Genomic DNA, 13,796 nt, shown 5'->3' with positions numbered 1-13,796 from the left:
ATCCGGGGCCATATTACGCCGCCTCGGCGACTGGAGCACGGGCCAGCAACAGGGCACGGGCCTGCCCGCCCTGACGCTCGCGCTCGATCTCCCAGCCACCCGCAGCGAGGAACTCGAGGTCCGCCTCGGACTCGATTTCCACGTAGATCCGGCTGTCCGCGTGCAGCCAGTCGTGCGCGCGAAGGGCCTCCAGCACCGGCGCCACCCGGCCCTGGCCGAATGGCGGATCCACCAGCACCAGATCGAAGGGCAACCCGCCTGGCGGTTCCCCGGCCAGCAGGCGCAGGGCGTCATCCCGGCGCACGCTCACCTGCTCGGCCCCCAGGGTCTCGCAGTTGGCCTGAAGCTGGGCCGCGGCACGGGCATCGCGCTCGACCAGCAGCACCGAGTCCGCCCCGCGCGAGGCCGCTTCCAGCCCCAGCGCCCCGGTGCCGGCGAACAGGTCGAGCACGCGCGCGCCCGGGAGTCGCGGCTGCAGCCAATTGAACAGGGTCTCGCGCAGGGCGTCCGCGGTCGGGCGCAACCCGCCGACCCCGAGCACCGGCAGCCAGCGGCGGCGCCAGGCGCCGCCGATGATGCGGATGCGCGCGGGGCGTCCGGCGGGGGCGCGCCTACTCCTGGCCACCCACGATCACCGTGACCATCGCTTCCGGGTTGATGCGCTCGCGCAGCCGCGCGTTCAGGTGATCCAGCTCGACCGCCTCCATGCGTTCGATGTAGCGTTCCAGATAATCCAGCGGCAGATCATAGAAGGCGATCATCCCGAGCAGACCGACGATGTCGCTGTTCGAGGCCAAAGACAGCGGGAAGCTGTTGACCACGTTCTCGCGCGAGGCCTCCAGCTCGTCGGCATCGATACCCTCGGCATGCCAGCGCTCGAGTTCCTCGCGCAGCGCGGTCACCGCCTCGTCCGCCTGATCGACCCCGGTCTGCATCCCGATACGGAAGGGACCCTCGACCGCCATGGGCTGAAAGCGGCTGCTGACCGAATAGGCCAGCCCGCGCGCGCTGCGAATCTCCAGGAACAGGCGCGAGATAAAGCCGCCCCCGCCGAAGGCATGGTTGGCCAGGGTCAGGGCATAGTGGTCATCCTCGCCGCGGCGCAGGGTCGGGGCCCCCATGTGGATATGGGCCTGCTCGGAAGGGAAGTCGATACGCTCCTCGACCGGGTCCTCGCGCGGTTCCACCGCGGGCAGCGGTTCCACCGCAGGCCCCTGCGGCAGGGCGGCGGAGATGCGTGCCGCCGCAGCCTCGGCCTCACTGCGGCTCAGCCCGCCCGTGATCGCCAGGGCGCCGTTGGCCGTGGTGTAGTGGCGCTCGTAGAACGCGCGGGCATCCGCGGGCTGCAACGCCTCCAGGGTCTCGCGCTCGCCGCCCGGCCAGTTGGCGTAGGGGTGATCGCCATACATCAACTCGTAGAAACGCCGGGTGGCAACGCTCCCGGGATCCTGGCGCTCGCGCTGCAGCCCCTGCAGGGCCTGGCGCCGGGCTCGATCGAAATCGGCCTCCGGGAAGGCGGGCTCGGCCAGGACTGCGGACATAGTCTCCAGCGCCGCATCCATCCAGTCCGGCTCGGTCAGGCTACGCAGACTGACGATGGCCATGTCGCGCAGTGCGGTGGTGCTGAACTGCGCGCCCACCGACTCGAAACCCTCGGCCAGCGCGTCCGCATCCATCTCCGCCGTGCCATGCTGCAGGGCGCTGCTGGTCAACGAGGCCAGGCCATTCTGGTCGCCGTCGTGCGAGGCCCCGCCGTCGAAGGTCAAGCGCAGGTCGACCATCGGCAAATCCGGCGCCGCCACGTACAGCACGCGCAGCCCCTCGTCGGTCTCCCACTCCTCGATCTCGACCGCCTGGGCCGGCAGCGCCAGCGCCAGCAGACCGACCAGGGCTACCAGGAATCCCGTTCGCATCATGTTGCCTCCCGTCATTACATACCCCCCGCGGTATCGCCATAGGGTTCTACCGCACCCGGATCGGGCGGGTCGTCACCATCCAGGGGCTGCGGATCGAGAATGCCGACCGTGCGTCGTTCCGGCACCAGGTACTCGCGCACCACGCGCTGCACATCCTCGGCAGTCACCGCACGCACGCGCTCGACGAAGCGATCGCCTTCCTGCCAGCCGACGCCGATGATCTGCAGCATGCCCAGCTGGAAGGCCTGGGAGCGCACCGAGTCACGCTGATACACCTCGGAGGCGATCACCCGCGCTTGCACCCGTTCCAGTTCGCTGTCGCTGACCGGCTCGTCCTTCAGCCGCTCCACCTGCTCCAGCAGGGCCGCCTCAAGCGTCTCCACATCCGTGGCCGCCGTGGGCACCGCCGCAATCATGAACAGGTCATCCAGCCGGCTGAACGGGCTGTAGCGGGCCGAGGTCGCGCCGGCCAGTTCTTCGCCCCGTACGATCTCGCGGGCAAAGCGCGAGGCCTCACCGGAATCCAGGATCCCGGCCGCCACCATCAGTGCGTAGACATCCACCGGGTCGTCCACGGTATTCAGAACCGGCGCCTTCCAGCCCATCAGCAGGTAGGGCAGCTCTGCGGGGGCCTCGACGGTGATGCGGCGCTCGCCCTTTTGCGGCGTCTCGGCGCGCGGCTTCGTCTCCGGGAGATCACCCGCCGGGATGTCCCCAAAATGCTCCCGGGCCGCCTCGATGACCCGCTCGGCATCGACATCGCCGACCACCACGACCACCGCGTTGTTCGGGTGGTAATAGCGGTCATACCACGCCTGATTGTCTTCCAGGGTGTAGGCCTCGATATCGCTCATCCAGCCGATCACCGGATTGCCATACGGATGATTGAGGAAAGCCGTGGCCATCAGCTGCTCGCGCACAAGAGAGTTGGGCTGGTCCTCCACGCGCAGACGGCGCTCTTCCTTTACAACATTCAATTCCGGACGGAACTCGTCTTCCTGCAGCTTCAGATGCTGCATGCGCTCCGCCTCCATCGCCATCATGGTCTCCCAGTGATCACGCCCGATGATCTGGAAGTAACCCGTGTAGTCGCGGCCGGTAAAGGCATTCTCGCGCCCGCCCAGACGCGAAACGATGCGCGAAAACTCGCCGGGCTCATACTGCTCGGTCCCGCGAAACATCATGTGCTCCAGCATGTGCGAGATGCCGGTCACGCCGCTGTGCTCGTCGGCCGACCCGACCCGGTACCAGACCATGTTGGCCACCACCGGGGCACGCCGGTCCTCCAGCACCAGGACCGTCAGGCCGTTGTCCAGCGTAGTCTCGACCACCTTCGATTCGATCTCGGGCGTCGCGGCCAGGACCCCGACGGGCCAGGCAAAGACAAACGCCGTAACGAGCACTGTGACCAGGTTTTTACCGCGCATGATTCATGAATCCTCGTGCTAGCATTGGCGAACTCTCTACTTGACCACATCGAGCATGTTCGGTTTCCGCAAAAAGAAGTCCGAAGACCCGGCCACCCCCGACGCGGAGGCACCTGGCAGCGAGCCGGAGAAGCCCGCCCGCGGCGGCTGGTTCCAGCGCCTGCGCAAGGGCCTGGCCAAGACCGGGCAGGTCCTGGGCGGCGACCTGGGGGCGCTGCTCCGGCGCAAGATCGACGACGAACTGTTCGAGGAGCTGGAAGAACGCCTGCTCCTCGCGGACGTGGGCCTGGATGCGACCCAGCGGATCATGGATCGTATCACCCGCGAGGTGAAACGCGGACAACTGGATGATGCCGAGGCCCTGATGGACGCCCTGGAGGCGGCCATGATCGAGATCCTCGAGCCGGTCTCGCGCCCCCTGGAGATCCCGGAGGCCGAACGCCCCTTCTCCATCCTCGTCGTCGGCATCAACGGCGCCGGCAAGACCACCACCATCGGCAAGCTGGCCCATCACCTGCAGGCGGACGATCGCTCGGTGCTGCTGGCGGCCGGCGACACCTTCCGCGCCGCGGCGGTGGAACAACTGCAGACCTGGGGCGAGCGCAATGGCGCTCCGGTGATCGCCCAGGGCACCGGGGCGGATTCCGCCTCGGTGGTCTACGACGGCCTGCAGGCCGCGCAGGCGCGCGGCATCGACGTGATGATTGCCGACACCGCCGGGCGCCTGCACACCCAGACCAACCTGATGGACGAGGTCCGCAAGGTGAAGCGCGTGATGGGCCGGCTGGACGAACACGCCCCGGACGAGGTCCTGCTGGTGGTCGACGGCGGCACCGGCCAGAACGCCCTGAACCAGGCCCGTCAGTTTCACGAGGCCCTGGGCCTGACCGGAATCGTCGTGACCAAGCTGGACGGCACGGCCAAGGGCGGCGTGCTGTTCGCGCTGGCCGAACAGCTGGGCATTCCGGTGCGATTCATCGGGGTCGGGGAAAACGCCGAGGATCTACAGGTCTTCGATGCCCGCGCCTTTGTGCGCGCCCTGCTCGGCCGCGATAGCGACTGACGAGCACACCGGATGATTCGTCTGCAACGCGTCACCAAGCGATTCGGCAGCGCGTCCGAGGCGCTCAGTAACGTCAGCCTGCGCGTGGACCCGGGTGCGATGGCCTTCATCACCGGGCCCTCCGGCGCCGGCAAGAGCACCCTGCTGCGCCTGATCGCCGGGCTCGAGCGCCCGACCCGCGGGCGCATCCAGGTCAACGGCCACGACCTCGACCGCCTCTCCAACCGCGCGATTCCCGGGTTTCGCCGCAGTATCGGACTGGTGTTCCAGGATCATCGCCTGCTGTTCGACCGCCCGGTGTTCGACAACGTCGCCCTGCCGCTGGAGATCCTCGCCTACCGCCGCCCGGAGATGCGCAAACGCGTGCGCGCGGCGCTCGACAAGGTCGGGCTGCTGCACAAGGAGGGGGTCAACCCGCGCACCCTGTCGGCGGGCGAACAACAACGTGTGGGCATTGCCCGGGCCATCGTCCACCGGCCGGTCCTGCTGCTGGCAGACGAGCCTACCGGCAACCTCGATCCGGCGTTGTCGCGCGAGATCCTGCAACTGTTCGACGACTTCAACCGGGTCGGCATGACCGCCCTGATCGCCAGCCATGACCTCGGCCTGGTCGAGCGCATGGGCAAGCCGGTCCTGCACCTGGAAGACGGACGCATCGAGGCCCGTGCGGCCGCGGGGGCCCCGGCATGAAGCCGGGCCGTCGCCTGCAGGACACCGTGCCGGCCTGGCTGGAGGCCCATCGGGATGCCGCCCGGCGCAGCCTGCAGCGCCGCCTGCAGGCCCCGGTTCTGAGCCTGATCAGCATTGCCGTGCTGGGCTTCATCCTCGCCCTGCCGGCCTACCTCTGGGTCCTGCTGGACAACGCCCGCGCCCTGTCCGCCCACGTGGACCATGACCCACGCATCGCCCTCTACCTCGACGGCGTGGAGGCGGCCACGGTCGCGGATCTGGAACGCCACCTGGAGACCGATGCCCGGGTAGAACGCTGGATCTGGATCGATGCCGACGAGGCCCTGGCCCGCTATCGCGAGGGCCTGGCCGACCCGGGCCTGCTGGACTGGCTGGACGAAAACCCGCTGCCGGACGTGGTGGATGTGATCCCCGTGACCGCGGATCCCGAGACGGTTGCGGCGCTGCGCGAGGCGCTTGCGGCCACCGTACCGGGTGCGACGGTGGTCAGCGACGACGACTGGGTGCGGCAGTTGAACAGCCTGCACCAGCTGGGGCTGCGCATCCTGTCGGTGGTGGGTGCCCTGCTGGGGCTGGGGGCGTTGCTGATCCTGGCCCTGGCGACTGCCTCGGAGCTGCGCGAACGCCGGGAAGAGATCGCCATCTCGCGGATCAGCGGGGCTACCCACCGGTTCCTGCGGCGCCCCTCCCTCTACGGCGGCGTGATGACCGGCCTGGGCGGCGGTATTTTCGCCGGCATCCTGCTGCTCATCGGGATCGGCCTGAGCCGGGCACCACTGGAACAGGCCGCGGCCGCGTTCGATCTCGAGTTGGGGCTGTCCCTGCCCGGGGCCACCCATCTCCTGGCCCTGCTCCTGGCCGGACTCCTCCTCGGCTGGCTGGGCGCCCGGCTGGGCAGCGGCCATGCCCTGCGGGATGCCCCCTAGGAGCACGCGCCCCGGACGAAACGTCCGGAACCTTTGCAGGGTTTAGCACTCTTATTCACAGACTGCTAATGTAGAGTCATGAATCGGGAGGAAACACCACGCATGAACCAGGCCCTGACCACTCCACGCATCGACATGCCCGTACCGGTGGGCAACCTCGATCACTACATGCAGGCCGTTGGCCGCATCGAGGTGCTGGACGCCGAGCACGAGCGTGAACTGGCCGTGGCGCTGCACGAGCGCCAGGACCTGGATGCGGCACGCCAGCTGATCCTGCACAACCTGCGGTTCGTGATCCACGTTGCGCGCGGCTACAAGGGGTACGGCCTGCCTCTGGGGGATCTGATCCAGGAAGGCAACGTGGGCCTGATGAAGGCCGTCCGCCGTTTCGACCCGAATCAGGGCGTGCGCCTGGTGTCCTTTGCCGTGCACTGGATTCGCGCCGAGATCCACGAGTTCATCCTGCGCAACTGGCGCATCGTGAAGGTCGCGACCACCAAGGCCCAGCGCAAGCTGTTCTTCAACCTGCGCAGTGCCAAGCAGCGTCTCGGCTGGCTGTCCAATGCCGAGGTCTCCGCCGTGGCGCAGGATCTGGGCGTCTCCGAAAAGGACGTCTGGGAGATGGAACGCCGCCTCTCGAGCCAGGATGCGAGTTTCGACCCGGGCCCCGAAGCCGACGATGAATACGGCTATCAGGCCCCGTCGGAACGCCTGAGCCTGGAGGACCTGAGCGACGACCCCGCCAATGTGACCGAGGACGAGGACTGGGACCGTCATTATCAGGAACGCCTTAGCGAGACCCTGGGCGAACTGGACGAGCGTTCGCGCACCATCCTGATGCGCCGCTACATGGCCGACCAGAAGGCGACACTGCACGAGCTGGCCGCGGAGTACGGCGTTTCGGCCGAGCGCATCCGCCAGATCGAGAACAGCGCGATCAAGCGCATCCGGGCCGCCTTCGACGACTGACGCTTTCGCACCCTCGCGAAACCAGGGCCCCGAACGAAAAAGGCCCCGGCATCAGCCGGGGCCTTTTTGTTGCCGGGTGCAGCGGGACCAAGCCCGACACCCGGCACGGTTCCATGCCCGATCAGCCGAACAGGATCACCGAGAAGAAGCTAATCCAGGACCAGATGATCAGGCCGACCGTGAACGTCAGCGGAAAGTTGGGGAAAGTAAACCACTCGCGCATCTCGAAGTCCTCGGGAAATTTCAACCAGAATAAGCAAAGGGTAAGCGGGTCCGCAGCGCGGTGCAAGTTCGACCGAGGTCAGCGCTGGGACTTTTTCCGACCCCCACCGGTCGCGTCGGGAGGGGCCTCCTCGCCGGATCCGGTCGGGATACGCGGGTCATCATCGTCCATCAGGATGCGATGCGCCGGGCCCTGAAGATCGTCGTACTGCCCCGAGCGGATGGCCCAGAACAGCACCACGCCCACCACCAGGGCGAACAGCATGGCCAGCGGGATCAACAGGTAGAGGATTGACATGCTTCCAGTGTACCCAGGCGCGCGAACGGCTTAAACCGGGGGTGGCCGTGACGCCGGATCGCGCACGGCCTCTCCGGACGGCACCGACGACTCGGAGCCTGTGTTCAACACGTCGCGCCCCGGACGCAGGCGCAGCGCATTGCCAACCACCAGCAACGAGCTGAGCGACATGCCCAGCGCTGCCAGCCAGGGAGTCAGCAGCCCCGCCGCGGCCACCGGGAGGGCCACCAGGTTGTAGCCGATTGCCCAGGCGATGTTCTGCCGGATCACGCGCCGCGTGTGGCGCGCCTGGTCCAGCGCCTGCGGCAGGTGTTCCAGGCGATCCGAGAGCAGGACCAGGTCGGCCTGATTCTGCGCCAGCTGGGTGCCGCCACCCATCGCCAGCGATACGTCGGCCCCGGCCAGCACCGGGGCATCGTTGATGCCCTCGCCGGCCATCAGGACCACCCGGCCCTCTGCCTGGCGAGCGTCCACATAGGCGAGCTTCCCCTCCGGGGTTAGACCACCCTCGGCTTCGGCGATGCCCATTTCCGCCGCGAAGGCCTGCGCGGCCTGCGGGCGGTCCCCGGTCAGCAAGACCACCCGCAACCCGCGCCGCTGCAGATCGGCGATCACGTTCCGCGCCCCGGGACGCGGAGTGTCGGCCAGCCAGAACAGGGCGACCGGTTGGTCGTCGACCACCAGCCAGACCGGGGTGGCCAGGGGATAGCCCAGGGGTGGCTCCGGGCTGGGCGTACCGCGCTGCGGCAACATCGACGATCCACCAATGGCCACACGGTGGCCCTCTATGTGGCCAACCAGGCCACGCCCGGGGAGGTTGCGAACCTCGCTAGCGACCACCGATGAGGACTTGGCCGGAGCGACCAGGGCGCGTGCCAGGGGGTGCTCGGAATGGGCCTCGAGCGCGGCGGCCCAGTTCAGCCAGTCAGCCCCCTCGGGCGCGGGCTGCAGCTCGGATTGTGCCACCAGACGCGGCATGCCGACGGTCAGGGTTCCGGTCTTGTCGAGACAGACCATATCGACGCGCGGCAAGGTCTCCAGGGCACTGCCGCGCGTAACCAGCAGACCGAGGCGCGACAACGCGCCGGTGGTGGCTGTCAGCGCGACCGGCGTCGCGAGCGCCAGGGCACAGGGGCAGGTGGCGACCAGCATGGCGACCATGACCCAGAGGGCCCGCGTCGGATCGATCCACGCATACCAGACCAGACCCGCCAGCGCCGTCAGGACCAGGACGGCACCCACAAACCAGCCGGTACCGGCCTCGGCGATCCGGGCCATCCGCGGCTTCTCGGTCTGGGCGCGATCGAGCAGCCGCTGGATCGCCGCCAGGGTCGTCTCGGCACCGACGCGCTGGACCTCGATGGCGAGTGGGCCATCGACGTTCACGGTCCCGCCGGTCACGGGATCCCCGATGCGCACCGCGTGCGGCTCGGGCTCGCCGGTCAACAGGGCACGATTGACCGTCGACTCGCCTTCGCACACCAAGCCGTCCGTGGGCATGGTCTCGCCCGGGCGAACACGTACCCGATCCCCCGGCACCAGCTCGCCGACCGGGACCGCCTCGACGCGCCCGGCTGCATCCAGACGATTGGCGATGGCGGGAACCAGGCGATCCAGGCGGTCAATGGCATGGCTGGCGTGCTGGCGCGCGATCAGCTCCAGATAGCGGCTGGTGAGCAGGAAGAAGACAAACATCACGACCGATTCGAAATAGACGTGCTCGCCGGTCCCGAGGATGACCGCGTACAGGCTGGCCAGGTAGGTCACGATGATCGCCAGACTCACGGGCACGTCCATCCCCAGCTGGCGATGGCGCAGGTCGCGCCAGGCGCTTTGATAGAACGGGATCGCGGAATACAGGACGACCGGCGTGGTCAGCGCCGCCGCCACCCAGCGCATGAACTGGAGCAGGTCTTCGTGCTCGGTGTCCTCGGCGCCCAGCCAGAGCGCCACGGCCAGCATCATCACCTGCATCATCCCCAGGGCGGCAACGGCGATCCGGCGCAAGGCGAGGCCCCGTTCGCGGGCGATCGCCTGCTCGCGGGTTCCGGGGTCGTAGGGATGGGCGTGGTACCCGATGTCACGGATCGCCTTGAGGATATCCGACAGGGCAATCCGCGCGGGGTCCCAGACGGCCTGCGCGCGATGGGTGGAGTAATTCACGCGAAAGCTCTCCACGCCCGGAAGGGCCTGGACATGACGCTCGTTCAACCATACGCAGGCCGCACAGGTAATGCCCTCGAGCATCAGGGCGGCCTCACGGCGGTCGCCCTCTGCGCCGGCGGGCGCGACGAACTGTTGCTGGACGCCGGGGTGATCGAACAGTTCGAGCTCGCGGAGCTCGTCGGGGATCAGGGGGCTGCCGGTGTCCGCCGGGGGGGCATCACGGTGATGGTAATAGGCCCCCAGGCCACGCTCGATGATCGCGCTGGCCACGGCCTGGCAGCCGGGGCAGCAGGTGGGTTCCTCGCGGCCCTCGAACGTCACCGGGTAGCAGGCGCCTACCGGTACCTCCAGGCCGCAGTGGAAACAACGGGCCTCGGCCTCGGGCGTTGCCGGGCCCTGCGAGTCGGACGCGAGCGCCACGGCGGGAGCGCGGTGGGCTAACCGGGCTGGGCGCTACGCACGCGCGTGCGTGCCTGTTGCTCCAGAAGCTGCCCATCGTGCTGGACCTGGAAGCGCAGATCCCAGCGCCCCGGTGCCGGCAGCGCCACTTCGACCTGATACATGCCCTCGCCCATCGCCTGCATCTCGAAACCCTGGTCGCGCCGTTCGTCGGCCAGCCACATGAAGAGGCCGCGGATGCTGGCATCGTCGATCGGCTCGCCGTCCGCATCGCGCACCTCGACCTGCAGGGTAGCGGTCTCGCCCTCGGTGGGTCGGTCAACCCAGCCCTGACGCACCTGCCAGCCCTTCTGTCGCTGCTCCTGCAGCTCCGAGACGCGGTGCACGGCGAGCGCTTGCTTGCGGCTCTCCATTCCGGCCACAGTGCCTGGGAAAGCGGAGGTCACGCGCTCGGCCCGGTTCTCCGGCTCCGGCAGGATCGAGCCGATGAACTGCTGCGGCATCCCGTTATGGGCGAGTGTGATCAGGACCGCCTGCACCGAGGCGACCATGGTAAAGAAACCCACCAACACCAACGGGGCCCAGTGCAGGCGCCCAATCTTGGCCTTGCCACCACTTTCGACCTCGGCCTCCTTCTGGGTGAACACGATCCCCAGGCCGTAAGGCACGATGATGTAGAGCGCCAGATGAATGGCGAAGACGTCGGCCCCCTGCCAGGTCAGGATCGAATAGGGGATAAACACGAACAGCATGAGCGCGACCACCACGGCCGAGGTGCTGTAGGCCTTGAACCGCGTGAAGCGGTAGATCAGGGCGAACAGGATGGCCAGTGCCGCACTGCCGATGCCGAGGGTAATGACGAGATTGCTCATATGCTTTTCTTCGTTTCCTGCGTGAACGCAAGCTAGGCGCTTGCGGTGTGCCGCGCGAGTTCCGGCAGCTCGGTTACTGTTTCTTCGCCGGTGGCTGACGGCAACGCTTGCTAGCGGTGACTGAACTGCGAGGTCACCTCGAGCGGTTCGATATGGCCCTCGCGGTCGGTGATCACGAAGCGGAAAGGCTGCGGCGAGGGAGTACCGGCGGGCACGTCGTGGCGCACACGCGCCACGACGGTCAGCCGCTCACCGGGCTCCAGACGGATGCGTTCCACCTGGCCCAGATCCAGTTCGGCGCCCTCCAGCCCCGCCAGGCCGATCTCGAAGTCCAGCTCCCGATCCGCGGTGTTGTTCAGGCGGATCTCGTAGCCGTTCTGGGTGCGACCATCGGACATCTGGACGTAGAGCGGCTGGCGCACCTGGTTGACGTTGGCGTCCACCGGCGGGCGCCCGAGAATACTGCCGACCAGCGCCACGACCACGATCAGCACGGCGGCCCCGTAGCCAAGGGTCTTGCCCCGCAGGACATGCGTCTTCCCGCCCTCCTGCTCGCGCTCGGAGGTATAGGTGATCAGGCCGCGGGGCCAGCCCTGCTTGTCCATGATGGTGTCGCAGGCATCGATACAAAGTGCGCAGTGGATGCACTGGAACTGCAGCCCGTCGCGGATATCGATGCCCGTCGGGCACACCTGCACGCAGTAGCCGCAGTCGATGCAGTCACCCACCCCGGCGGCCTGGCGTTCCTCGCGGGTCTTCAGACCGGCCTTGACCTTGGAGCGCCCGGCGGTACCTTCCCCGCGCGCCTCTTCATACGACACGATCATGGTGTCGCGGTCGAACATCACGCTCTGGAACCGGGCGTAGGGGCACATGAAGGTGCACACCTGTTCGCGCGCCAATCCGGCAAAGGTGTAGGTCGTGGCCGTCAGGATGCCTGCAGTCAGGTAGGCCGCGTAGACCGCCTGACCGGTAAAGAAGTCGCTCACGATCGAGGGGGCATTCCCCCAGTACAGGATGAAACCGAGCCCGGTGGCAAAGGCCACGAGCAGCCAGGACAGGTGGGTCAACCCGTACTTGAACAGCTTTTCGCCAGTCCAGGGCTGCTTGGCCAGGCGCAGGCGGGCGGGCCGTTCACCCTGGATCTTGCGCTCCAGCCACATGAAGACGTCGGTCCACAGGGTCTGGAAGCAGAAATAGCCACAGAACACCCGTCCGGCGACGCCCGTGACGAAAAACAGCAGCAAGGCGGCCACGAGCAGGAAACCGGCCAACCAGAAGATGTCCTGCGGGTAGACGACCAGATCGAAGATGTGGAACTGCCGGCCCGGGATGTCGAACAAGACCGCCTGATTGGGGCCGTATTCGCGCTCCCAGCGAACCCAGGGCAGGCCGAAAAACACACCGTAGGCGAGCAACAGGATGCCGGTCTTCAGATTGCGGAAACGCCCCTTGACCGACCGCGGATGGATCGGGATGCGTGCCTCGTACAACGGCTGGGCCTGGGACATCAAAACCTCCCGGAGTTCAATCCGGCAGAGTGGGGCGGCCGCAAGGCGCGCCCTGGGATCGGGTTCCTTCCAAAAAAGCAGGGGCGCCCTCGGGCGTCAAACAACCCGGCGGGCACCCCTGTAGTTATCGCGGCGAGCGCCCGGCCCCGGGGCTCACCATACGGTCAACAGATTCGCGCTTACTGCCCGCCACCCAACGAATGCACGTAGGCCGTCAGCATCTTGATCTCGGCATCGGACAGACGGTCCCCGAACGCAGGCATCTCGCGCTGGGCGCCGTTGCGAATGAAGTTCGCCACCAGACGCTGGCGCTCGCTATCGCTTTCCGCACCGCGCACGTCCACCAGACCCCAGAGATCATTGGTCAAGTTGGGAGCCCCCTGGGACGCCAGACCCTGGCCATCCATGGCGTGACACTGGAAGCAGCCGCCGTCGGTACCGGTGAAAATGCGTTCGCCGGCGTCCGCTTCACCTTGGTCGACGCTGTAGCCGTTGAGCGACAGCACGTACGCTGCGACCTGGTTGAGCTGGTCGCCGTCGAGGGTGTCGCGGTAGCCCGGCATGTAGCCCAGGCGACCCTGGTGCAGGGTTTCCTCGATCTGCTCCACGGTGCCACCCCACTTCCAGTGGTCGTTGCGCAGGTTCGGGTACTGCCCGACCACGCCGGCACCGCCAACCTGATGGCAGGCGGCACACCAGGTGCCGAAGGAACCCTGGGCGTAGGCGTTGACGAAGCTCATGCTCTCGGCGTCCTGCAGGATGGTTTCGTAATCCTGGGCCGCCACCTGTTCAAGCATCTCGCGCTGACGCACCGCGTAGGTGCCGGTCTGCATGTCCTTGGCCAGCAGCGCACGGGTGTTCCAGTGCATCGTGCGCTCTTCGCCACCCTGCTCGAAGGTGATGGTGTTGAAGCCCTTGGTAAAGCTGTCACCGATCGGCCAGGCCGGGTAGATCAGCCAGTACACCACGGCAAACACGATCGTGGCGTAGAAACCCCACAGCCACCAGCGCGGGAGCGGGTTGTTGTATTCCTGGAGGTTCCCGTCCCAGACGTGCCCAGTGGTCTCGACCTGGTTCGGGTCCTTTTCGCGGTTGTCCTGTGTGCTCATTGCTCGTCACTCTTGGTTTTGTCACGCCGGGCCACGGGCTCCCGATGTGAATCATCGTCATCCAGAGGAATATAGCGATACGTCTCGAACTTCCGGGCGCGCTGACGGTTGGCGAACAGGAAGATCACGACCCCGATAAAGGTGCCCATGAAGAGCAACAGGGCGACCATCTTGCTATTGCCCATGTCCGTGATCCATTCCCACAGTCCCATCATGTTCGCACCCGCT

At 67.2% G+C, this 13,796-nt stretch carries 13 protein-coding genes; 4 read left to right on the top strand and 9 right to left on the bottom strand.

All coding sequences use genetic code 11. The features are described from left to right. Nucleotides 1-13 precede the first annotated feature (13 nt). From rsmD to D579_RS0102250, 3 genes are read right to left on the bottom strand one after another with little or no spacing between them, the layout of a single operon-like run. Nucleotides 14-625 (bottom strand): 16S rRNA (guanine(966)-N(2))-methyltransferase RsmD, encoded by a 612-nt coding sequence (rsmD, locus tag D579_RS0102260; RefSeq protein ID WP_018950982.1) that lies wholly within the window; start codon nt 623-625, stop codon nt 14-16. Next, on the bottom strand, nt 612-1,916 hold the full coding sequence (locus D579_RS0102255) for a pitrilysin family protein (RefSeq protein WP_018950981.1): 1,305 nt from the start codon (nt 1,914-1,916) through the stop codon (nt 612-614). The genes rsmD and D579_RS0102255 overlap by 14 nt, the downstream gene beginning before the upstream one ends. A gap of 14 nt (nt 1,917-1,930) precedes the next feature. Continuing rightward, nucleotides 1,931-3,343: a pitrilysin family protein gene (locus tag D579_RS0102250; protein ID WP_018937412.1), complete on the bottom strand. Its 1,413-nt coding sequence runs from the start codon at nt 3,341-3,343 to the stop codon at nt 1,931-1,933. Nucleotides 3,344-3,398: 55 nt separating this feature from the next. Here D579_RS0102250 and ftsY point away from each other — a divergent pair, with 55 nt between their 5' ends. From ftsY to rpoH, 4 genes are all read left to right on the top strand, one after another. Next, nucleotides 3,399-4,406 (top strand): signal recognition particle-docking protein FtsY, encoded by a 1,008-nt coding sequence (gene ftsY / locus D579_RS0102245; RefSeq protein ID WP_018937413.1) that lies wholly within the window; start codon nt 3,399-3,401, stop codon nt 4,404-4,406. Between the two features lie 12 nt (nt 4,407-4,418). Continuing rightward, a complete protein-coding gene (gene ftsE / locus D579_RS0102240) occupies nt 4,419-5,096 on the top strand; it encodes a cell division ATP-binding protein FtsE (protein WP_018950980.1) in 678 nt (225 codons plus the stop codon). Then, on the top strand, nt 5,093-6,022 hold the full coding sequence (locus tag D579_RS0102235; RefSeq protein ID WP_018950979.1) for an ABC transporter permease: 930 nt from the start codon (nt 5,093-5,095) through the stop codon (nt 6,020-6,022). Before ftsE ends, D579_RS0102235 begins: the two co-directional genes overlap by 4 nt. 102 nt (nt 6,023-6,124) lie before the next feature. After that, nucleotides 6,125-6,991 carry an RNA polymerase sigma factor RpoH gene (gene rpoH / locus D579_RS0102230; RefSeq protein WP_018145092.1) on the top strand — a complete coding sequence of 289 codons (867 nt, stop codon included), beginning with the start codon at nt 6,125-6,127 and terminating at the stop codon, nt 6,989-6,991. A 301-nt stretch (nt 6,992-7,292) separates the two neighbouring features. Here the strand turns inward: rpoH and ccoS are convergent, their stop codons facing one another. The 6 genes from ccoS to D579_RS0102195 all read right to left on the bottom strand — a co-directional run bounded on the left by ccoS (nt 7,293) and on the right by D579_RS0102195 (nt 13,783). Continuing rightward, the gene (gene ccoS, locus D579_RS0102220; RefSeq protein WP_018937415.1) at nt 7,293-7,511 is read right to left on the bottom strand and encodes a cbb3-type cytochrome oxidase assembly protein CcoS; all 219 of its coding nucleotides are present in this window, start codon (nt 7,509-7,511) and stop codon (nt 7,293-7,295) included. A gap of 30 nt (nt 7,512-7,541) precedes the next feature. After that, complete coding sequence (locus D579_RS0102215) at nt 7,542-10,097, bottom strand: heavy metal translocating P-type ATPase (protein ID WP_018950978.1); 2,556 nt, start codon at nt 10,095-10,097, stop codon at nt 7,542-7,544. A 17-nt stretch (nt 10,098-10,114) separates the two neighbouring features. Then, complete coding sequence (locus D579_RS0102210; protein WP_018168910.1) at nt 10,115-10,948, bottom strand: FixH family protein; 834 nt, start codon at nt 10,946-10,948, stop codon at nt 10,115-10,117. Nucleotides 10,949-11,058: 110 nt separating this feature from the next. Beyond that, nucleotides 11,059-12,459 carry a cytochrome c oxidase accessory protein CcoG gene (gene ccoG / locus D579_RS0102205; RefSeq protein WP_018950977.1) on the bottom strand — a complete coding sequence of 467 codons (1,401 nt, stop codon included), beginning with the start codon at nt 12,457-12,459 and terminating at the stop codon, nt 11,059-11,061. A 179-nt stretch (nt 12,460-12,638) separates the two neighbouring features. Beyond that, on the bottom strand, nt 12,639-13,568 hold the full coding sequence (ccoP, locus tag D579_RS0102200; protein WP_018937418.1) for a cytochrome-c oxidase, cbb3-type subunit III: 930 nt from the start codon (nt 13,566-13,568) through the stop codon (nt 12,639-12,641). Continuing rightward, nucleotides 13,565-13,783 carry a cbb3-type cytochrome c oxidase subunit 3 gene (locus D579_RS0102195; RefSeq protein ID WP_018145085.1) on the bottom strand — a complete coding sequence of 73 codons (219 nt, stop codon included), beginning with the start codon at nt 13,781-13,783 and terminating at the stop codon, nt 13,565-13,567. The genes ccoP and D579_RS0102195 overlap by 4 nt, the downstream gene beginning before the upstream one ends. Between the last annotated feature and the right edge of the window lie 13 nt (nt 13,784-13,796).

It is taken from the genome of Thioalkalivibrio sp. AKL12 (genome assembly GCF_000377925.1).
In the GTDB taxonomy this organism is placed as follows: Bacteria; Pseudomonadota; Gammaproteobacteria; order Ectothiorhodospirales; family Ectothiorhodospiraceae; genus Thioalkalivibrio; species Thioalkalivibrio versutus.
Note: the sequence above shows the minus strand (reverse complement) of the source record. Positions and strands in the feature narration are given on the sequence as shown.